Source organism: Streptomyces sp. ATLC9, from assembly GCF_057196705.1.
On the sequence record NZ_JBXUOY010000044.1, the window covers coordinates 1 to 19,738 of the forward strand.

A 19,738-nucleotide genomic window follows, 5' to 3' on the forward strand; every position below is an offset into this window, starting at 1 on the left:
GGCCGCGGGCGCCCCCCCCCCGCGGGCGGCGGGGGCGGCGGGGTCCGGGCGCGGCCAGGACCCCGGGAAGTGGTGAGAGGCTGGAGGGAGAGGACGAACGGAAGCGCGCAGCCACCGCCGACGAACACACGGAGGAGGTCGCCGTGGCATCCGAGCCGCAACCCGCCGCACGGGCACACCGTCCGACCCTGGCCGTCACCGAGGCCGGGCGCGGCCGCGCCGTGCTCGCCTTCCCGGACCGGCTGGACGCCGGCGCACTCGGTGAGCTGGAGGAGAGGCTCGTCGACCCGCGACTGCTCGGCGCCCACGAGGTGGTGCTGGAGATGGACGGTCTCGACCACCTCGACCTGGCATGCGCCTACGCCCTGCTCCGCGTGTCCACCGAGCGGCCGGAGACGGCCGTGCTGACCGTCCGCGGAGCAGGCCGCTCCGTCCGGCGGACCCTGCACAGCGTCGGCCTGGACGCGGTCGCGGTGATCGAGGAGTGACGGCGGGCGTCCCGCCCGGACACGCCCCGGCCCCGTCCCTCCCCCGGCGCGGGCGGAACCGCCGATCTTTACGGGACCGCCGGCGGGCGCTACCGTCGGCCCCGCCCTTGTCAGCCCGACGCCGCCCGCTGGAGTCCCCATGCGCCGAACCGTGCCCGCAGCGGTTCTTGTGTCCTTATCCCTGACCCTCACCGGATGCGGTGCGGGCGGAGGGTCGGCCCCGCCGGCCGTCCCCGCCCCCTCCGCCTCGGCGACCGTGGGCCCCTCGGAAGCGGTACCCGCCGGGCCGTCGGCGGTGCCGGCCGGAAAGACCTTCTCCTGGCCGGACGGCCTGGAGGCGACGGCGACGGTGCTGGAAAGGCTGCGTCCGGCCGACCACACGGACGTTCCGGGCGGCACGGTGGACGAGAAGCGGCTGGCCGGAGCCCGCGAGAAGCTGCTGGGGCAGGGCGGCGAACCGCTGGGGCTGCGGGTGAAGCTGACCAACAACGGTGACACCCCCCTGGATCTGGAGGCGGTGGAGGTCCAGTGGGTGGGGGTCGAGGTCGGCGGCATGGCGCAGAAGGCCGCCGACGACGGCGGGTTCGAGGGCGAGCTGGCGCCCGGCAAGAGCGCGACGGAACTGAGCGCCTGGGCCGTGCCCGACATCGTGGCCGTCGGCTACCAGGTGCTCGTATGGCCCGAGGGGGCCCGGAAGGGTGCGGCCGGACCCGGAGCGCGGTGGGCGTCACCTCCGGCCGGGTCAGCTCCCGATGAGCTCGGCGAAGCGCCGCGCGCCGATGTTGCCGCCGGAGACGATGACACCGATACGGGACGGGAGGGGCTCCAGGCGTCCGGCGAGCACGGCCGCCAGGGCGGCGGAGCCGCTGGGCTCGACGACCGTTTTCAGCCGTTCGAAGGCCAGTCGCATCGCGTCGCGGATCCGTTCGTCGTCGACCAGGACGATCTCGTCGACCAGCCGACGGTTGACGGAGAAGGTCAGCTTCCCGGGCGTCTCCGCGGCCAGACCGTCGGCGATGGTGCGCGGCACGGGGATCGAGACGCGTTCTCCCGCCTCCAGCGACCGCCTGGTGTCGTCCCCGGCCGCCGGCTCGACGCCGACCACCCGGATCCCGGGCAGCAGGCCCTTGGCGGCCGTGGCGCTGCCGGCGATCAGTCCGCCGCCGCCGACCGGAGCCACCAGGGCGTCGAGTTCGCCCACCTCCTCGATCAGCTCCAGCGCGGCGGTGCCCTGTCCGGCGATGATGTGCGGATGCTCGTAGGGCGGGATCAGTGTCAGCCCGCGCTCGGCGGCCAGCGCCTCGCCGAGGGCGACCCGGTCACCGGTGTAGCGGTCGTAGGTGACGATCTCCGCGCCGTACCCGGCGGTGGCCTCCAGCTTGGAGCGAGGGGTGTCCTCGGGCATCAGGATCACCGCCGTGGTGCCCAGCTCCCGCGCGGCCAGGGCGACGGCCTGTGCGTGGTTGCCCGAGGAGTAGGCCGCTATTCCGCGGGCCAGTTGCTCGGGCGACAGGCGCGAGGCGGCGTTGTAGGCGCCGCGGAACTTGAAGGCCCCGACGCGCTGGAGGTTCTCGCACTTGAGGAAGACCTCCGCGCCGGCGAGGGAGTCCAGGGTGCGCGAGCGCAGCACGGGAGTGCGGTGGGCGACGCCCTCGATCCGCGCCGCGGCGTCGCGGACATCCTCCAGCGTGACCGGCGGTGTGCTCGTCATGCCGATGCCTCCATCATGGGTGTCGGGGACAGGGTGCAGGGGCAGGGGGCCGTCGGCGCGGTCACTCGAACCGCGAGGTGTCGCCCGCCCCCCGGCGCACGATCTCCGCCTCGCCCCCGGAGAAGTCGACGACCGTGGTCGGCTCGGTGCCGCAGTCGCCCGAGTCCAGTACGGCGTCGACCACGTGGTCGAGCCGCTCCTTGATCTCCCAGCCCTGCGTCAGCGGCTCCTCCTCGCCGGGCAGGAGCAGGGTGCTGGACAGCAGAGGCTCCCCGAGCTCGTCGAGCAGGGCCCGGGTGACGACATGGTCGGGGATCCGGACCCCGACCGTCTTCTTCTTCGGGTGCGGCAGCTGGCGCGGCACCTCCTTCGTCGCGGGAAGGATGAAGGTGTAGCTGCCGGGCGTGGCCGCCTTGATCGCGCGGAACACGTCGTTGTCGATGCGCACGAACCGGCTCATCTGCGCGAAGTCCCGGCACACCAGAGTGAAGTGGTGGCGGTCGTCGAGGTTTCTGATCGCCCTGATCCGGGCGATGCCGTCGCGGTTGCCCAGCCGGCACCCCAGCGCGAAGCAGGAGTCCGTCGGATACGCGACGAGTCCACCGGACCGGATGCCGTCCACCACGGTGCCGATGGTGCGCTGCTGGGGGTTGTCGGGGTGCACGTCGAAATACCTCGCCATCCCGCCGACCCTACGCGATCAGGCCACCGGCGCGGTTGTCAGTGGTGTGCGTCACAGTTGTCCATAGGGCCGCTCCCCGGGGCGGGGGCCCGGAGGCGGCGCTGAACGCGACCTCGGTTCGAGGAGGCGAACCCCATGGCACGCGCGTACGCGATCCGGGCCGAGGGCCTGGCCAAACGCTTCAAGGACACCAGGGCGCTGGACGGCGTGGACCTGGAGGCCCGCACCGGGACGGTGCTGGGACTGCTCGGGCCGAACGGAGCGGGCAAGACCACCGCCGTGCGGATCTTCGCCACCCTGCTCCAGCCGGACGCGGGGCGGGCCGAGGTCGCCGGCCACGACGTGGTGCGGGAGGCAGGGGTCGTGCGCTCCCTGGTCGGCCTGACCGGCCAGTACGCGGCGGTCGACGAGAACCTCACCGGCACGGAGAACCTGCTGCTGATCGGACGGCTGCTGGGGACACCGAGGCGTGAGGCGAAGGCGCGGGCGGCCGAACTGCTGGAGCGCTTCGGGCTGACGGAGGCGTCCGGACGCGCGGTGAAGACGTTCTCGGGAGGGATGAGGCGCAGGCTGGATCTCGCGGCGAGCCTGGTGGGCCGGCCCAGCATCCTCTTCCTGGACGAGCCGACGACCGGTCTCGACCCGCGCAGCCGGGGGGAACTGTGGGACATGCTGCGCGGCCTGGTGGCCGAGGGCGTGACCGCGCTGCTGACCACCCAGTACCTGAACGAGGCGGATCTGCTCGCCGACCGGATCGTGGTGATCGACAAGGGCCGGGTCATCGCCGAGGGCACACCCGACGACCTGAAGTCGCAGGTGGGCGGCCAGGTGCTCCAGGTGCGGCCGGTGCGGGAGCACGATCTGGCGGCCGCGCACTCCCTGGTGGCGCGGGCGGCCGGGCCGCAGACCCGGATCGAGGGGGAGGCGGTGACGGCGCCGGTCGGCGATCCGGAGCTGATGCCGGCGGTGGTCCGCGGCCTGGACGGAGCCGGTATCGCGGTCGGTGAGCTGACACTGCGCCGCTCATCGCTGGACGAGGTCTTCCTCGCGCTGACCGGCCACCGCACGGGCCCGGACGGGGAACGGCGGGCGGCGGGCACCCGGGCCGGTGAGCGGACCGGGGAGAGGGCGGTGAGCGCGTCATGACCGCCACGACAGCGGGCACCCCCGTCACGGCCGGCGGCAGGGTCCGTCCGGGGGCCGGGCTGAGGCAGACCGCCACCATGGCGTGGCGCAGTCTCGTCGCCATCAAGCACAACCCGCTGGAACTCGTCGACTACAGCATCACACCGATCATGTTCGTCTTCCTCTTCACCTATGTGCTCGGCGGCCAGATGGCCGGGTCGCCCGACGTCTACCTGACGTACGCGCTGCCGGGGATCATCGTCCAGAACACCCTGTTCATGACCACCTACACGGCGCTGGCCCTCAACACCGACCTCACCAAGGGCGTCTTCGACCGGCTGCGCAGCCTGCCGATAGCCCGTTCCGCCCCGCTGATCGGCCGGATCACCGCCGACCTGGCCAAGCATGTGTGGGCGATGTTCCTGATGATCGGCCTGGGCCTGGCGCTCGGTTTCCGCATCACCGGCGGCTTCGGCGGTTTCCTGGCGGGTGCGCTGCTGCTCGTCGTCTTCGCGGCGGCGGTCTCCTGGTGCGCGGTGCTGATCGGCATGCTGGCGGGCGACGCGGAGAAGGTCCAGGCGTTCGGCTTCACCCTGATCTTTCCCATCACTTTCACCAGCAGCGCCTTCGTCATCGTCGACACCATGCCCGGCTGGCTCCAGGCATGGGCGGACGTCAACCCGGTCACCCATCTGTCGGACGCGTACCGCGGTCTGCTGCTGGGCGGTGAGGTGGGCCGGCCGCTGCTGTGGTCGCTGGTCTGGGCGGTGGGGATAGCGGCGGTCTTCTACCCGCTGGCGATGAAGGCAACGCGGGCCCGGACCGGCGGCCCCCGCCCCCCCCGCCGGCCGGCCCCCGACCGCGGGGGAGCGGGGTGTGGGCGTGGAGGACTACTCGCCTCCGAGTGTGAACAGCAGGTAGAGGAAGAACGCGAAGAGATGGCCCGCGACTATGTAGGCGAACAGGCGGAGGACGAGCCCGCGGGGGAAGCGGCCGTCGCCGCGCTCGACACCGGTGTCTTCAGTCGGCATGGGTGTCACCTTCCGGAGTTCGCGATGAGTCGGTGTGCCGCCGGGCGCCTTGCCGGCCGGAGCGTTCCCCGTCCAGGCACAGATCGCCGATCCGGCTCTGGAGCAGTGTGTGGACGAAGAGCAGGTCGGCTCCCCCTGGAGGTACAGCGGTGATCCGGTGGGGGGTCAGGCTGTCGTAGTGGGCCGAGTCACCGGGACCGAGAAGGTGCTCGTCGCCTCCCAGGACGAGGCGGAGGCGGCCGGTGAGGACGTGCAGCCACTCCTCCCCGGGGTGGGTCCGTACCAGGTCGCCCTGGGCGTCCGGGGGGATGTGCACGCGCAGCGCCTGCATGGCCCGCCGCGACCCGCCGGCCTGCCGGTAGGCCCAGCCGCCGGCCTCGGCCGGTTCCACCTGCCCGGCCCGGATGACCGGGTCCCTCTCAGGAGGAGCCTCACCCAGCAGGTCCGCGACCGTGGTGTCGTAGGTCCGGGCGAGGGCCAGCAGGAGCGGCAGTGACGGCTGGCGCTGTCCGGTCTCCAGGCGGGACAGGTGCGCCGGGGACAGGTCGAGCCGCTCGGCCGCGGCCTCCAGGGTGAGTCCGCCCCGCCTGCGCAGGTCGCGCAGGCGGGACGCGACACCTGGCAGGTCCATGCCCGCATCGGGAGTTCTCTGGCCCATACGCTCATTGAGCCATGTCCATGCCTGAAGGGCAAATCATTTGCCCTTCAGGCAAAGCCGTGAAGGAGAAAACTTCCCTTTCGCCCCGGTTTCAGCGTCAGAAGGCATGCCGCACCACCTCGGCCCTCCTCGGTGCGGCGCTTCCCGATCTCATCGCCCCGGCCCTGCTCTTGAGGATGCGCGCGGGCCGGTCCGGGAAGTTTCCCGGCGCCGAAGACGGCGACGGCGATCTCGCCGATCCCGAACATCCGGTACCTCCTTCCCGGAGCCGGGAGGGGTTCGTGCCCAGGCGGGGAGTGGTGCGCCGGCGGTCCTTGGCTCTACGGCAACGCAGAAGTTTCGGAGTGCCGATCCGGTCACCGCTCGCCTACGATGTACGGCCGACCCGGCCGGGGCGACGGGGGCATGGCTGGAAGGAGACGGCAGGGTGGACCAGGAGAGGACCGGGCGGGCCCGTACGCGCCGGCGCGGCCAGGGCGAGCTGGAGGTGCAGGTGCTGTCGGCGCTGCGTCAGGCGCCGGGGCCGGTGGACACCGCCTGGGTGCGGGAACGGCTCGGCGGCGATCTGGCGTACACCACCGTCATCACCATTCTGACCCGGCTGCTGGCCAAGGGCGCGGTGGTGCGGGAGAAGGCGGGACGCTCGTTCGTGTGGTCGCCGACGGCGGACGAGGCGGGGCTGGCGGCGCTGCGCATGCGGCGGGTGCTGGACGGGGAGAGTGACCGTCATGCGGTGCTGGCGAGTTTTGTGACCTCGTTGCCGCCGGGGGACGAGCGACTGCTGCGAGAGCTGCTGCAGCGAACCGAAGAGCTGGGGGAGTGAGGCGGTTGTGGGGGTCTTCGTCTTCCTGCCGCTGGTGCTGCCGCTGACGGTCTGGCCGATCGCACGCCTGGCCGAGCAACATCTGCACCCGCGCACCGCCACGGTGCTGCTGTCGGCGGCGGCCGGCGTGCTGGCGGTGTGCAGCACGGTGTGTCTGGCGCTGCTGATGGTGGTGGGCACCGCGCAGCTGCCGGGCAACCCGCTGCCGGACGGCTGGTCGGACGAGGAGGTGCGCGAGGCGGTTCCCTATGACGAGGTCGCCGGCCGGGCCGCCATCCCCGCGCTGCTGGCGGTCGTGGTGGTCTGTACGCGGGCGCTGTGGGTGCATCGCCGGGTACGGCGCCGGGCGGTGCGGGCACTGACGGGCGCGCGTGGGCACTCGGTGGCGGTGCTGCCCGACGGCGAGCCGTACGCGTACGCGCTGCCCACGGGCCGGGGCCGGAAGGGCCGGGTGGTGGCATCCACGGCGATGCTGTCGTGTCTGGAAGGCGGGGAGAGGCGAGCACTGTTCGCGCACGAGCGGGCGCATCTGGCCCGCGGGCACCACCGGTTCCTGCTGACGGTCCACCTGGCCGCGCGGGCGAACCCCTTCCTGCGGCCGCTGCGGACGGCGGTGTCCTACACGACGGAACGGTGGGCGGACGAGGAGGCGGCGGAGGCGGTCGGCAGCCGGCGGACGGTGGCCCGGGCGGTGGGCAAGGCCGCGCTGGTCTCCCGCGGCACCGGTCCGGCAGCGGCGACCGCCCACTTCGCCGCTGCCGGACCGGTGCCGCGGCGGGTGGCCGCCCTGCTGGAGCCGGCTCCGGTAGTGCGCAGCTGGCCGCCGGTGTTCACCACGGCGGGGCTGGCGGCCTGGACGGCCGCGGCGGGGACGACCGTCTCGGCGCTGTCGTCGGCCAACTCCGCCGTCACCCTGTTCCTCGTACTGAAGGCGGCTACGCCGCTGTAGGACCCAGCGTGCGGCGGACCGCGCGGAGTTCACGGGCCGCCGCACGCGCCCTGGCGCCGTGAGGGGTCCGGGCCGCACCACCGCGGCCCGGACACGGACCGTGCCGGTCAGCCCTCGTCGCCCTCGTCCTCGTCCTCGAAGGCGTCGCCGATCTCGTCGACGACCTCGGCCGCGACCATCCCGCCGGCGACACCGACCGCGAGTCCGGCCGCGCCCGCGGCGATGGCGGTCCCCATGCCGGGACCGGAGCGGTGGCCGTCATGGTGATCGCCGTGGTGGTGGCCGTAGGGGGCGGCGTGGCCGTATCCGCTGTGCGTGGCGTGCGCGGCACGGTGCTCGACGAGCTGCCGGACCCAGCCGTCCACCTCGGTGTTCCAGTCGCGGACGTCCTGGTGCCCGACGGCGAACCGGGTGAGGGCGTCGTGCCCGCCGGAGAACAGGCCACCGCGCTTGTCGGCCTCCAGTACCACCTCCATGCCGCCGGGGTGGGCCAGGAAGGTCACCTCGATCTCGTTGACCGCGTGCGCGTACTGCGGGGCGGGGGTGAGTTCGATCTCCTGGTAGAAGGGCAGGGTCTGGCCGGTGCCGTGGATGCGGCCGTATTCCAGGTCGGCGGACTTGAAGCCGAACCCGAGCTGCCCGAAGGCCTCCAGGACGGCCTCCTGCGCGGGCAGCGGGCGCACCGTCAGCGGGTCGAGGTCGCCCTTGTCCTTGGCGCCGGCCACGGACAGTTCGGTACGCACTCCGAGGACGACGCCCAGGGGCTGGCCGTACAGCTCGGTGACCGGGGTCTCCCACGGCAGCGTCACGGTGAACGGAACGGCGCGTTCCTCGCCCTCGGCCAGCCGGAAACCACCGGCCACGGTGAAGCGCTCGAAGACGATTCCGCCCTCGGACTCGCCCTCCTCGTGCTCGACCTCGACACGGGCGATCAACTCCAGGGTGATGTGCTCGATGTCGAAGTCGGCGCTGCCGCCCCTGAGATGGACCCGCCCGGACAGAGGTGCGCCCGGCAGGGCCGCACCGGGGTCCAGGACCGTGTCCACCGTGGGGCCGCCCACACCGAGCGAGCCGAGCAGCCGTTTGAACACCATCGCGGCGTTCTCCTTTGCGTGTGTGTCTGTGCGTGTGAGGGCGCGCGGCGCCGCGGTGGGTGACAAGGAGACAGTGCCGTGCGCGGCGCCGCGTGCCCTCAGGGAGTGTTACCTGGCGGTGGTGTCCAGCGCGGCCAGGGCCTGAGCCCAGCGGACGTACTTCAATCCGGCCAGGTCGGCCACGGTCTTCACGCCGAAGGCCTGGTCCAGCAGTTCGCCGTCACGGTCGGAGACACCCTTCAGGGCGGAGACGGGCGCCTGGAGTATCTCCGGCAGGGCCTTGTCCGCCCACGCCTTGTCCAGCACCTTGTCCAGGTCGATCGAAGCCACGTATGCCCTCCCAGGCTGACGGTGTGCGAGTGAGAAGCGGGAGCGGACCGCGACAGGTGCGGAACCACACCGGCCGGCCTGTGCGTTGACCGGTCGGCCCCGCGGTCCTGTCCCATGGGTCGTGGACCGTCGCACCGCGCCCCGGCGGAGCGCTCACGGACGGTGGGCGGCGCACACGACCTCCTTCTTTTCTACATGACTGTAGAAGGATAGAGGGCGCCGGGCCCCGGCCCGAGCGCATCGAGGCGACCGAGGCGGAAAAGGCCGAAAAAGACCTCCTGAAAGGGCGTCACTTCCCTTCCGTGTGCCGTTCTTCCCCCGGCGGCGCCGTTCCCGGAAGCGGGCAAGGCGGGCGGGAGCCGGTGAAGAGGGCGCGGGCGTCACCGCCGTATTCGGCCATTTCCGGTGGCCTGTTCGCCGGTGGTCTGGGCATGCGGCAGAGGACCCCGACGCATATGACGAGGAGAGTGAAGATGCTCGCAGCCTGGACCGGATCGTGGAGCCTGGGCTGGAGCATCACGATCTTCCTGGTGGCCGCGGCCGTCACCGTGGTGTGCAGTGTCAGGCTCGCGGGGCTGGGCGACGCCCTCGCCGACCGGACGGGCTGGGGCGAGGCGCTGTTCGGCGCGGTCTTCTTCGGGCTGATCACCTCCCTGTCGGGCATCGTGATGACGGCGGTCAGCGCGGCGGACGGCCAGCCCACCCTGGCGTACGGCAACGCGGTGGGCGGCATCGCGGCGCAGACCCTGGCGGTGGTGGTCGCCGACGCCTCCTACCGGCGGGTCAACCTGGAGCACGCCGCGGCCTCCCTGCCCAACGTGCTGTTCGGCTGCCTGCTCATAGCCCTGCTCGGGCTGGCGCTGATGGCCTCCTTCGGCCCCGAGGCCACGGTGCTGGGGGTGCACCCGGCCTCGCTGGTGCTGGCGGCCTTCTACTGGGGCGGGATCCGGCTGATCCGTGACCAGGAGGAGCCGATGTGGCGGGCGGTCCGCACCCGCGAGACCGTCCCCGACACGCCCGACGAGGAGCGTTTCGCCGGACGGGGCAGCCGCGGCCTGTGGGGGGAGTTCCTGGCGGTCGCGATCCTGGTCGCCCTGGGCGGCTGGGCCGTGGCGCGAGCGGCCGAGAGCCTGCTGGAGGTGACCGGGATGAACGCGGGCTTCGTCGGCGCGGTCCTGATGGGCGGGGTCAACGCGCTGCCGGAGACGGTGGCGGCGGTGGCGGCGGTACGGCGCGGGGCGGTGACCCTGGCGATAGCGGCCATCGTGGGCGGCAACTGCCTGGACGTGCTCAACCTCGCCGTCGGCGATGTCTTCTTCCGAGGCGGCTCCCTCTACCACGCCGCCGGCTCCGACCAGCTCTTCCTCACCGGCGCCGCCCTGCTGATGACCACCGTGCTGCTGGGCGGCATGCTGGTGCGGCAGAAGCGAGGCTGGCTGCGGCTCGGATTCGACGGCATCGTGCTGCTCACCGTCTATCTGGGAAGCGTGGCCGTCCTCGCCCTCTGACCGGGCGGCCCGGGGACGGCGGATTCATCGTGCGAGCGGCATCGGTGGTGGCCGGAATCCACCGGAGCGTCAGCCCGCCGCGCAGGCGGTGCACGCGGTGGCCCGCTGCGGGTCGTAGCGGCGGCCGCACGCGCACCGGGGCCAGTCCAGGCAGGACGGGCACATGGTGTACGGGGCGGCGACGGGAACGCCGCAGGTGCCGTTGCGCCCCTCGCACTCGGGCATGGGCCGGTGGGCCACGGCTTCGGCCGGCGTGCGGTCCGCGGGCGTGGGGACGGGCGCCTCCCGGTCCCCACCCTCGTCCCCGGCGGCGGGACGCGGGCGGGGAGGGCGGCGACTGCCGCACAGAGGGCAGGGCGAGTCGGGATCGCCGGGAGTCCAGCCGTCGTCGCAGCGCGCCGGGCAGTCGCCGGGGGCCAGCAGCCATACGGCGACGTGGTCGGGCCGGTAGCCGTCCCTGCGCTCGTCGGCCTCCCTGCTCAGGGGGCGGGAAGACCAGCCTCCCCACCAGCGGCGCTCGACACGGGCGACGAGCTGGGCGGCGGTGTGGTGGCGCAGCTCGGCGCGGATGGTGTCGATGACGGTGGGAGGGGCGGTGCCTCCGCAGGCGCGGACGACCTTGTCGGGCAGCGCGGCGAGAACGGCGCGGACCGGGTCGCCGGAACCCGGGGCGTTCCGGCAGGTTTCGCACTGGCCGTCCAGCCAGGTCCGGGGGAAGTGAACCCGTCCCCGCCGCGAGGCCCGCTGACCCGGCCCGCCCGGATTCCGCGGCCTGGGTTCCTCGCGGACCGTGCCGCCCCCGGTGCGCGCGGGGAGCGGGGCGTGGCAGGTGCGGCACAGACCGCGGCAGGTCCGGCACCGGCCGCCCTGGGCGGAGGGGGCGCCGCATCCGGGGCACTCGCGGCGGCACACGTCGCACAGGTGGTCCTCGGGATGGGGAACGGGCAGGGGGCGGCTTCTGTCCTGGCAGCGCAGGCACTTCGCGGTGTCGATGTCGCAGGGGGTGGGGAGGAGGGGTACGCCGGGACAGGTGCCGCAGCGTACGGCGACGTGCTCTTCGGTACGGCGAAAGATCATGCCGTGCTCCCGCTCCTGTGGGCCGTGGTCGATCCGGTGCCAGAATGCCACGCCGTACCGACACCGGATCCGGCCCGGCCGGCATGTCCGAAGGCGTGCGATTATGCGAGGACGCCGCACGGCCGACGGACCTGCCGAGGCGGTGGGAGGCGAGGTGGTGGACGGATGTGGCCCCGGGTGGACGGCATGCGCGCTCCGGAACCGGGCACGCCGGGGGAGCTGCGGTCCCGGCTGAACGCGCTCGTTCTCGCGGGGACGAAGACCGCCACGACCGGTCTGCTCCAGGAGTGCGCGCAGGAGGCGGAGTGCCTGGAGTACGCGGGTGAGAGACCGGCGCTGCCGGACGACCACGGCCGACGCGTCGCCACCGTCGAGATCACCAGTGTCGAGATCGAGCCCTTCGAAGAGGTGACCTGGGAGCACGCCGCCGCCGAGGGCGAGGGGGACGCCTTCCCGGAGGAGTGGCGCGAGGGCCACCGCCGGTTCTGGGAACGCACCGGCACCCCGGTCACCGACCGCACCCCCGTGACCTGCCTGGCCTTCCGGCTCGCGCGGTAGAGCGGGCGGATCCGGCGCGCGGGAGATCGACTTTCGCAACCGCGCCGGGTGGGCGACCCTGGAACCGGACGTTCGAGGGACGGGGCCGTATACGAGGGCGGTCCAGACCGCCGTGGAGTCTCCGCCGGGCGTCCGCGGCGGTGCGGGCGCCCGTGCTCGAGCCCCTCGCCCGCGAGCCGAAGCAACTTGCCGGCCCGGGTGCACGCGGCCGGAGCGGAGGCGAGAGAGGAGCTGCGATGCGACGCGGCGGACCTTCGGTACTGGGAATCGTGCTGGCCGGCGGAGCGGGCAAGCGGCTGATGCCGCTCACGGCCGACCGGGCCAAGCCCGCGGTCGTCTTCGGCGGAACGTACCGCCTGGTCGACTTCGTGCTGTCCAACCTGGTCAACGGCGACATCCTGCGGATCTGTGTCCTGACCCAGTACAAGTCGCACTCGCTGGACCGGCACATCACCACCACCTGGCGGATGTCGAGCCTGCTGGGCAACTACGTCACGCCCGTGCCCGCCCAGCAGCGCCTCGGCCCCCACTGGTACCTGGGCAGCGCCGACGCCATCCTGCAGTCGCTGAACTTGGTCCAGGACGAGCGCCCCGACCACATCGCGGTCTTCGGCGCCGACCACGTCTACCGCATGGACCCGCGGCAGATGCTGCGGCAGCACATCGAAGGAGGCGCCGGGGTCACCGTCGCCGGCATCCGGGTGCCGCGCGCGGAGTCCTCGGCCTTCGGCGTCATCAAGCCCGGACCGGACGGCCGGACGGTCGAGGGTTTCCTGGAGAAGCCCACAGATCCGCCCGGCCTGGCGGACGACCCCGACTCCGTCCTCGCCTCCATGGGCAACTACGTCTTCACCACCAGGGCACTGGTGGAATCCCTCTTCAAGGACGCCGAGGACGAGGACTCCGCGCACGACATGGGCGGCTCCATCCTGCCCCTCCTCACCGAGAGCGGCGAGGCGCAACTGTATGACTTCAATACCAACCATGTGCCCGGCGAGACCGCCCGGGACCAGGGGTACTGGCGTGACGTGGGGACCCTCGACGCGTACTACGACGCCCATATGGACCTGATCGCCGAACGACCGGCCTTCAACCTGTACAACCGTGACTGGCCGGTCTACACCCACTCCTCCCAGCTGTCGCCCGCACGCTTCAACGCCGGGGGCATCGCGGGGGAGTCCATCGTCAGCGCGGGCTGCCTGGTCCGCGGCCAGGTGACCAGGTCGGTCCTCTCGCCCGGCGTGGTGGTCGAGGAGGGAGCGGTCGTGCAGGACTGCGTCCTGCACGACAACGTGCACGTGGGGCGCGGCGCGCTCGTCAGGGGCGCGATCCTGGACAAGCACATAGAGGTGCCGCCCGGCGCCGCGGTCGGGGTCAACGAGCAGAGCGACCGGGAGCTGTACTCCGTCTCGGAGAACGGTGTGGTGGCGCTGGGCAAGGGGCAGCGCGTCCTGTGAGACGCGCGTCGTCCGGCCCCGGGCGGGCTCGCGCCCGGGGCCGGACGACGACGGTCAGGAAGCGGTGCCGACGACCGAGGCCCCGGACCTGGTGACGTGGTAGGTCACCCTCGCTCCGCTCCAGTAGTGGAAGGTGAGCGTCACCCGGGCGCCGTCCCTGCCCCCGGCGAAGAGGTCGGGCTTCAGGACGGTGGTGCCGCTCGCGTAGTCGGCGCGAACGCGCGGTCGAACTCCTTGTAGGAAGTCCAGTCATGGGGGCCGGCGCTGGTGCCGTAGGCCCGGGATCCGCTCAGCCGGGTGAGCGCGGCGGCGGTGATGGTGAGCCGGTCGCCCCGGAGGGTGCGGTCCCTGCCGCGCACCAGAGGAGCGGAGCCGTGGCGCAGCCCGGTGAAGGAGGTGCCGTTGAGGTTCAGGGTGAGCGTCTTGTCGGTGACGGCGTCGCCGCGGGCGCTGAAGACCTGGCCGGAGGAGGCGGTGCCCGACCGGGTCCTCCAACTGGTCCTGATCTGGGCGAACAGCTCCGGATCGTTCCAGAGGAAGCCGGTGCGCCGGAAATGCTGGCTATTGTCCCACGGCATCGTGGTGATGTTCCTGATACGGGCGCGGTACCCGAGAGACTCGAAGAACTTCAGCTTCTCGCCCTGCCGGACGGTGCCGGTGTGCCGGTCGAAGCCCAGCAGGCCGTACTCGCCGAGGATCACCGGGACGCCCTTGGCCGCGAAGGTGCCGTGAACGCGGTCGAACGCGTCGGTCAGATCCTTCTGGGCGGTGGCGTCGAAGCGCGTACCGCCCGCCACGTTCACGCTGAAGGGCCAGTAGCCGCAGTAGTGCACCGTCGCGGCGACGCGGGGGTCGCCGAGGGCGTCGATGGTGTCGGCCAGTTCGTCCACCCGTGCCTGGTCGGCGGAGGTGTGCAGGGTCGGCAGGACGAGCAGCCGGTCGGCGTTGCGGCCGCCGGACCGGTGCACGATGCGGTGGAAGGAGGTGTTGAGTTCGTCCAGCAGCTCCGCGTTCCGGGCGTCGTCCTGGCCGCCGTTGAACTGCGGTTCGTTGACGCGTCCGAACGCCAGTCTGGACGGGTGGTTCCGGAAGGCGTCGGCCAGCTGTTCCCAGATGGCGTTGTAGCGGGCGAGTACACCGGCGCGGTCGGCCGGCATGTCCGCGATCCACCGCCAGGAGTCGTGATGAATGTTGATCATGACGTGGAAGCCGTCCGCCAGCGCCCAGTCGACGACCTCCTCGACGCGGTCGAGGTATTCCGGCTCAAGGGCGTGTTCCGGTGCCGGCCCCTGGTGTTGGCCCCATGTCACGGGAATACGGATGCTGTTGAATCCCTGTGCTCTGACATTGTCGAGAAGGGCTTCGGTGATACGGGGGTTTCCCCACGATGTCTCGTCGCCGCCGGTGGCGTCGAGGGAGTTACCGAGATTCCAGCCGGGCTGCACCGCGGTGACCTGGGCCATCGCGGTACGCGGGGCGTTTTGCCGCGTCCGGGGCCGGACGCCGCTTCGGCGTGGCCGGCGGCCGGCGTGTTCACCCCGGCGAGCAGCATGACGACGCCGCCCACCAGCAGGCCGGCCCACCGGCGGGTCCTCCCCGTTCTGTCGCGTAAACCGGACATCGCGCTCCTCGTGGTCGCATGGCACGGTGATGAGAAAACGGAGCCGGGCACGGACCCGTTCGTCCGCTGCGGCCCTCGGGAATGCACTTCGGTCGCGATGCCGGCAGCGGCGGGTCGATGACGCAAGGGCCGATGTGCGGGCCGGTGAGATCACCTGTCCGGAAATAGGGACTTCCGGGCAGGAATGCAGACGTTCGACCCCGGGTGTTCGGCGCGGTGTGAATCGTCGATATGGAATTCGACGGCCGGTTACGGGGCGCCTCCTCGCGCTTCCCGCACTCCTCCGGGCCGGAGCGGACACCCGGGTCCGCCACGCCGCGGCAGCGCCCGCCGGAGCGCCGTACCTCCCGTACGGGCGGCTGCCCGGGAACGGGCCGGGCCCGGCACCCGAGGAGCGGGTGCCGGGCCCGTGGAGGTGCGCCGGGGTCAGGCGGGTCGGATGTTCTCCGCCTGCGGGCCCTTCTGACCCTGGGTGACGTCGAACTCGACCTTCTGCCCCTCGTGCAGCTCGCGGTAGCCCTGGGCCGCGATGTTGGAGTAGTGGGCGAAGACGTCGGGGCCGCCGCCCTCCTGCTCGATGAAGCCGAAGCCCTTCTCGCTGTTGAACCACTTCACGGTGCCCTTGGCCATGACCGTTTCCTTCTCCTCGAGGGGACCGGACCCGATCTGTGGGCCCGGGAGGTGATCGCCCTGGTCCGGAGATGAGCTGAACAGCGAGAACGCCCGTGATCGTGACCACGGGCGTACGAGACTTCGGAACCACGACTGCTGTTCACGACGCTACACCGCCCGGTCGGCGGCCGCTACCGACACGGCCGGGTGTGCCCCGATGGGCCGTACGGGCCCGCCCGGTCGGCCGCGCGTGGCGTTCACGGCCGGTCGCCGCCCTTCCGGCCGGCCGGGGACCGGGCCGTGTGCGCCATCTTGACGGGACGCGAACAGAGTGAGAGCCACGGGAGCGCTCCCATGATTCAACGGAAACCCGCGCGCCTTCCGTCCCCTTCCGGAGCCGCGGTGAGAGGAACGAGAGCACTGGCCGCTCCTGTTGGCCGGGCTGCCACCCTCCTCGGTGTGGGCGCCCCGGGCCCGGCCACCCACGCCGAGGAGGGCGGCACACCACCGGGGGCTCGTCCGCCTTCCCCGGCCACCGGGGCAGGGGCCGGGGAAGGCGGCCTCCGGGGAGGACGGCGACGGCGTTGTCAGTGACCGCGCCTATGGTTCCGGCCATGTCCCGCCGCTGTGGCGTGGAAGGCCCCTGGAGCATGGGAGACGGTGCGTTGTCGGATTGGGAGAGGTCGAGCACGGCACGGGTGGTACCACCCGCACGGCCACGCAAGCTCGCCAAGGTGCCGTTCGTCGAACTGGCCGGCGGACGCCTGCAGGGAGTGGTGTCCAGCGGCTCGGACATCGGTCGGGTCTACGTCTCGTCAGTCGCCGCGGGTGACTACGCGTTCGCCTGCAGCACCAACAACAACCGGCCGTGCGGCGGCGCACGGGATTCGTTCTGCAACCACATCCGGGCCCTGGTCAGCGAGGCGGTACTGCAGTACGGCGCCGAGCGTGTCGCCCGCTACCTGCGGGTCGAGACCGCGCAGGAGGAGCCGGACGCGTCGGCCGTCACCACCGCCATGGCCTGCGCGAGCCCGCCGCGGGGCGACACCGGGGCCGCAGCACCCGTCTTCAGCCGGTTCCTGCGTCACCTGGCCTATCTGGAGCTCGCCCCGACCACCGCGCCGCTGCCGGAGATGCACTGGTTCCCGCCGACCAGGGCGGTGGCGTGATGCGCGCCGATTCGCTCACCGAGCCCGTCGACGGACTCGACGAAGTCCTGACGGCGGTCGACGCCTTCGACCAGGCCCTTGTCGCGGGCCTGCTCCGGCCCCGGCCGGGCCCGGCCGGGGGTCGGGCCGGGCTCGCCGAGGCGGTCGCGGGGACCCCGCTGGCCGCCAGGGTCGCGGAGGCGGCGGAGAAGACCGCGGCCGCCTCCGCCGGCGAGGAGCACCTCACCGCTCTCGCCGCCGCCCGCACCGCACTGCTCGGATCCGTTCACGACGCGCTGACGGCCCGCCTGCAGGAGGCGACCGGCCGGGCCCGCTCCGAGGAGACGGTCTTCACGCCCGGCGGACAGCAGACGGCGAACCTGCTCGCAGCCGCCCGCTCATGGCTGGTCGATCTGGCGCGCGCCGGATGGCAGGGCATCGATCACGACATGGTCTCCGCGTCCGCGCAGGTCGTCTCCGCGATGCTTCCGGATCCGTCCCTGCGCCGGCCGGCCGCCCTCCTGGACGGCTTCGCCGCCGAACTCGCCGCGTCCTGCCCCGGCGCGACGCTGGAGCGCGTCCCGGTGAGGCGCTGGGCCGACCTGTGGTCACGCGCGATGCTGCTGACACTGCCGGGCGCGGCGGACGTACCCGCGGCCGGTACCGTCACCGGACGCCTCCTGCCGCTCGGCGTCGACGTGCACGAGCACGCCACCGCCGTGCAGGCGCAGGTCCACGCCGTGCTCGAACCCGTGGACGGCTCCGCCTCCCGTCTGGTGCGGGCCGCGGTGTCGGTGCCCAAGCCCGACACGGTCGTGGGGGCCGGTCTGTGGCAGCTGCTGCGCCCCCACACATCGCTCCTGGCGGCCTTCGGGGAGGGCCGTTCGATGGACCTGGCCGACATGCCGGTCACCACCGAGGGCGACCTCCTCTGGGAGGACGGGTGCGCCCTTCCGGGGGAGCCCGCCGATGCCTTCGCCACGGCCCGTGTCGCACTGCCCGTCGCGGCCGATCCGGCGACCGCGCCGCTGGACCGGCATCCGGCGCGTATCGCCGTCCCCGTCCTTCTGGAGGGCTACACCGCCCAGGAGGAGGACGGGGCGCTGACGTTCACCGTCGCCGGGCACCCCCTGGCCGTCGACACCGACAGGATCCCGGCCGCCGGCCCCCTCACCCCCGAGACCGTGGCGGCGTCCGGGGCGTGTATCGGGCTCCTGCGCTGGGACGCGGGGAGGTACCGGATCCAGCCCCTGGCCGTCGAGACGACCGTGCGGAAGAAGACCGTCACGCTCCACGCGGGGGGATGGGCCGGCGGTACGGCCGACAAGGCCGGTGTCAGAGCGGAGAAGGCCGCGACCGCCGCCGTGGCGGTGCTGCGGGAGAGGGCCGGAAGGCTGCTGCGCAAATGAACGAGCACACCGCCGAGCACACCGCCGAGCACACCGCCGGGGCCGGACACGCACCCGGGCCGGACGGTGGGGCGGACCTCCACGGCAACCGCCGCCAGGTCCTGTACTGGCGGCTCCTGGCCCGCCTCTTCGACCACGAGGAGCAGCCCGCGCTGGAGTCGGCGAGCCTCGCCGTCGTCGAGGACACCGGTCTGCCGCCCGCACTGCTGGACCCGCACGCCTCCGTCGACTCGATCGTGCAGCGCCACCCGGACCTGGCCGCCGAGTTCGACGGTCTGATGACGCCCGGTCCCGGCGCCGACGGTGACGCACGCGACCGGGCCGCCGAGGTACGGCGCGCGGCACTGGCCGCGAAGGTGCTGCTGGGTGTCTTCGCCCCCGGGTCCGGCGCGGTCACCGCCGGGCAGTTGGCGCGCTGGCAGTCCGATGCGGTCCGGCTGGAGCGCGCGCTCGGCTGTGAGCCGGGTGAGCTGCGCGGCGGCCGTCCCGGTGCGGCCGCCGGCCCGACCGGTACCGGCGGCCCGGACGCGGTCTTCGGCCTCGGCCGGCTGATCCCGGAGATCGGCCCGGAACTCGGCGCCATCGAGGCCGACCTGGTCAGGCGCATGCACCTGCGCGAGGTCCTGGCGGATCCGGAGCTGGCCGCGCGGCTGACCCCCAGCATGTCCCTGATCGAGCAGCTGCTGCGGGACAAGGACAACCTCTCGGGCGTGGCGCTGGCCAATGCCAGGGCCCTCATCCGCCGTTTCGTCGACGAGGTCGCCGAAGTGCTGCGCACCCAGGTCGAGAAGGCGGCGGCCGGGGCCCTGGACCGCTCGGTCCCGCCCAAGAGGGTCTTCCGCAACCTCGACCTCGACCGCACGATCTGGAAGAACCTCACCAACTGGGACCCGGAGGAGGAGCGGCTGTACGTCGACCGCCTCCACTACCGGCACACCGCCCGCAGGACCACGCCCCAGCGGCTGATCGTGGTCGTGGACCAGTCGGGCTCCATGGTCGACTCGATGGTCAACTGCACCATCCTCGCGTCGATCTTCGCCGGGCTGCCGAAGGTGGACGTCCATCTGATCGCCTACGACACCCGGGCACTCGATCTCACACCCTGGGTCCACGACCCCTTCGAGACCCTGCTGCGCACCAGTCTCGGGGGCGGCACCGACGGCACGGCCGCGATGGAACTGGCCCAGCCGAAGATCGCCGAGCCCCGCAACACCGTCGTGGTGTGGATCTCCGACTTCTACGAATGGCGGCACGAGCAGCTGTTCGAGTCCATGGCCGCCGTCCACCGCTCGGGAGCCAGGTTCATCCCGGTCGGATCGGTGACCAGCTCCGGGCGCGGCAGCGTCAACCCGTGGTTCCGGGAGCGCTTCAAGGACCTGGGCGCACCGGTGCTCTCCGGCCACATCCGCAAGCTCGTCCACGAACTCAAGACCTTCCTCGCCTAGAAAGGCCCTCAC

19 protein-coding genes and 2 pseudogenes are annotated in these 19,738 nt (G+C 72.5%); 11 read left to right on the top strand and 10 right to left on the bottom strand.

What is annotated here, in order from left to right:
- Nucleotides 1–143: 143 nt before the first annotated feature.
- Complete coding sequence (locus AC2CJA_RS07530; RefSeq protein ID WP_484601886.1) at nt 144–488, top strand: STAS domain-containing protein; 345 nt, start codon at nt 144–146, stop codon at nt 486–488.
- Between the two features lie 742 nt (nt 489–1,230).
- Here AC2CJA_RS07530 and AC2CJA_RS07535 read toward each other — a convergent pair.
- Nucleotides 1,231–2,199: a pyridoxal-phosphate dependent enzyme gene (locus AC2CJA_RS07535; RefSeq protein WP_484601887.1), complete on the bottom strand. Its 969-nt coding sequence runs from the start codon at nt 2,197–2,199 to the stop codon at nt 1,231–1,233.
- Between the two features lie 61 nt (nt 2,200–2,260).
- Nucleotides 2,261–2,881: an L-threonylcarbamoyladenylate synthase gene (locus tag AC2CJA_RS07540; RefSeq protein ID WP_484601888.1), complete on the bottom strand. Its 621-nt coding sequence runs from the start codon at nt 2,879–2,881 to the stop codon at nt 2,261–2,263.
- A gap of 135 nt (nt 2,882–3,016) precedes the next feature.
- On the opposite strand from AC2CJA_RS07540, the gene AC2CJA_RS07545 reads away from it, so the two are divergent.
- Both AC2CJA_RS07545 and AC2CJA_RS07550 read left to right on the top strand, forming a co-directional pair.
- Nucleotides 3,017–4,027 (top strand): ATP-binding cassette domain-containing protein, encoded by a 1,011-nt coding sequence (locus AC2CJA_RS07545; RefSeq protein ID WP_484601889.1) that lies wholly within the window; start codon nt 3,017–3,019, stop codon nt 4,025–4,027.
- A gap of 77 nt (nt 4,028–4,104) precedes the next feature.
- Nucleotides 4,105–4,797 (top strand): annotated as a pseudogene (locus AC2CJA_RS07550) (ABC transporter permease); the annotation flags it as partial.
- Between the two features lie 99 nt (nt 4,798–4,896).
- Here AC2CJA_RS07550 and AC2CJA_RS07555 read toward each other — a convergent pair.
- The 3 genes from AC2CJA_RS07555 to AC2CJA_RS07565 form a co-directional block, all read right to left on the bottom strand.
- Nucleotides 4,897–5,037: a DUF6126 family protein gene (locus tag AC2CJA_RS07555; protein ID WP_241712987.1), complete on the bottom strand. Its 141-nt coding sequence runs from the start codon at nt 5,035–5,037 to the stop codon at nt 4,897–4,899.
- Nucleotides 5,027–5,668 carry a helix-turn-helix domain-containing protein gene (locus AC2CJA_RS07560; protein WP_484601890.1) on the bottom strand — a complete coding sequence of 214 codons (642 nt, stop codon included), beginning with the start codon at nt 5,666–5,668 and terminating at the stop codon, nt 5,027–5,029. The genes AC2CJA_RS07555 and AC2CJA_RS07560 overlap by 11 nt, the downstream gene beginning before the upstream one ends.
- Nucleotides 5,669–5,742: 74 nt before the next feature.
- Complete coding sequence (locus AC2CJA_RS07565) at nt 5,743–5,943, bottom strand: hypothetical protein (protein ID WP_484601891.1); 201 nt, start codon at nt 5,941–5,943, stop codon at nt 5,743–5,745.
- A 179-nt stretch (nt 5,944–6,122) separates the two neighbouring features.
- On the opposite strand from AC2CJA_RS07565, the gene AC2CJA_RS07570 reads away from it, so the two are divergent.
- A complete protein-coding gene (locus AC2CJA_RS07570) occupies nt 6,123–6,518 on the top strand; it encodes a BlaI/MecI/CopY family transcriptional regulator (protein ID WP_484601892.1) in 396 nt (131 codons plus the stop codon).
- Between the two features lie 7 nt (nt 6,519–6,525).
- Complete coding sequence (locus tag AC2CJA_RS07575; protein WP_484601893.1) at nt 6,526–7,467, top strand: M56 family metallopeptidase; 942 nt, start codon at nt 6,526–6,528, stop codon at nt 7,465–7,467.
- A 107-nt stretch (nt 7,468–7,574) separates the two neighbouring features.
- Here the strand turns inward: AC2CJA_RS07575 and AC2CJA_RS07580 are convergent, their stop codons facing one another.
- Nucleotides 7,575–8,561, bottom strand: a complete 987-nt coding sequence (locus tag AC2CJA_RS07580; protein WP_484601894.1) for a sporulation protein — start codon at nt 8,559–8,561, stop codon at nt 7,575–7,577.
- 108 nt (nt 8,562–8,669) lie between these two features.
- Nucleotides 8,670–8,891 carry a hypothetical protein gene (locus tag AC2CJA_RS07585; RefSeq protein WP_484601895.1) on the bottom strand — a complete coding sequence of 74 codons (222 nt, stop codon included), beginning with the start codon at nt 8,889–8,891 and terminating at the stop codon, nt 8,670–8,672.
- 473 nt (nt 8,892–9,364) lie between these two features.
- Here AC2CJA_RS07585 and AC2CJA_RS07590 point away from each other — a divergent pair, with 473 nt between their 5' ends.
- Complete coding sequence (locus tag AC2CJA_RS07590) at nt 9,365–10,399, top strand: sodium:calcium antiporter (RefSeq protein ID WP_484601896.1); 1,035 nt, start codon at nt 9,365–9,367, stop codon at nt 10,397–10,399.
- Nucleotides 10,400–10,468: 69 nt separating this feature from the next.
- Here AC2CJA_RS07590 and AC2CJA_RS07595 read toward each other — a convergent pair whose 3' ends face one another.
- Entirely contained in the window at nt 10,469–11,527 is a 1,059-nt protein-coding gene (locus AC2CJA_RS07595) for a hypothetical protein (RefSeq protein ID WP_484601897.1), read from the bottom strand.
- A 135-nt stretch (nt 11,528–11,662) separates the two neighbouring features.
- Here AC2CJA_RS07595 and AC2CJA_RS07600 point away from each other — a divergent pair, with 135 nt between their 5' ends.
- On the top strand, nt 11,663–12,034 hold the full coding sequence (locus tag AC2CJA_RS07600; RefSeq protein ID WP_484601898.1) for an ASCH domain-containing protein: 372 nt from the start codon (nt 11,663–11,665) through the stop codon (nt 12,032–12,034).
- 236 nt (nt 12,035–12,270) lie between these two features.
- Nucleotides 12,271–13,491, top strand: a complete 1,221-nt coding sequence (gene glgC, locus AC2CJA_RS07605) for a glucose-1-phosphate adenylyltransferase (protein WP_484601899.1) — start codon at nt 12,271–12,273, stop codon at nt 13,489–13,491.
- 54 nt (nt 13,492–13,545) lie between these two features.
- On the opposite strand, the pseudogene AC2CJA_RS07610 reads toward glgC, so the two are convergent.
- Nucleotides 13,546–14,954: pseudogene (locus AC2CJA_RS07610) on the bottom strand (cellulase family glycosylhydrolase).
- Between the two features lie 584 nt (nt 14,955–15,538).
- Nucleotides 15,539–15,742: a cold-shock protein gene (locus tag AC2CJA_RS07615; protein WP_093658049.1), complete on the bottom strand. Its 204-nt coding sequence runs from the start codon at nt 15,740–15,742 to the stop codon at nt 15,539–15,541.
- A gap of 632 nt (nt 15,743–16,374) precedes the next feature.
- Here AC2CJA_RS07615 and AC2CJA_RS07620 point away from each other — a divergent pair.
- From AC2CJA_RS07620 to AC2CJA_RS07630, 3 genes are read left to right on the top strand one after another with little or no spacing between them, the layout of a single operon-like run.
- Nucleotides 16,375–16,893, top strand: coding sequence for a hypothetical protein (locus tag AC2CJA_RS07620; RefSeq protein WP_484601905.1), 519 nt, complete (start codon nt 16,375–16,377; stop codon nt 16,891–16,893).
- A complete protein-coding gene (locus AC2CJA_RS07625; protein WP_484601906.1) occupies nt 16,863–18,281 on the top strand; it encodes a hypothetical protein in 1,419 nt (472 codons plus the stop codon). The genes AC2CJA_RS07620 and AC2CJA_RS07625 overlap by 31 nt, the downstream gene beginning before the upstream one ends.
- Nucleotides 18,278–19,726, top strand: coding sequence for a vWA domain-containing protein (locus AC2CJA_RS07630; RefSeq protein ID WP_484601900.1), 1,449 nt, complete (start codon nt 18,278–18,280; stop codon nt 19,724–19,726). Before AC2CJA_RS07625 ends, AC2CJA_RS07630 begins: the two co-directional genes overlap by 4 nt.
- The last annotated feature ends 12 nt before the right edge of the window (nt 19,727–19,738 follow it).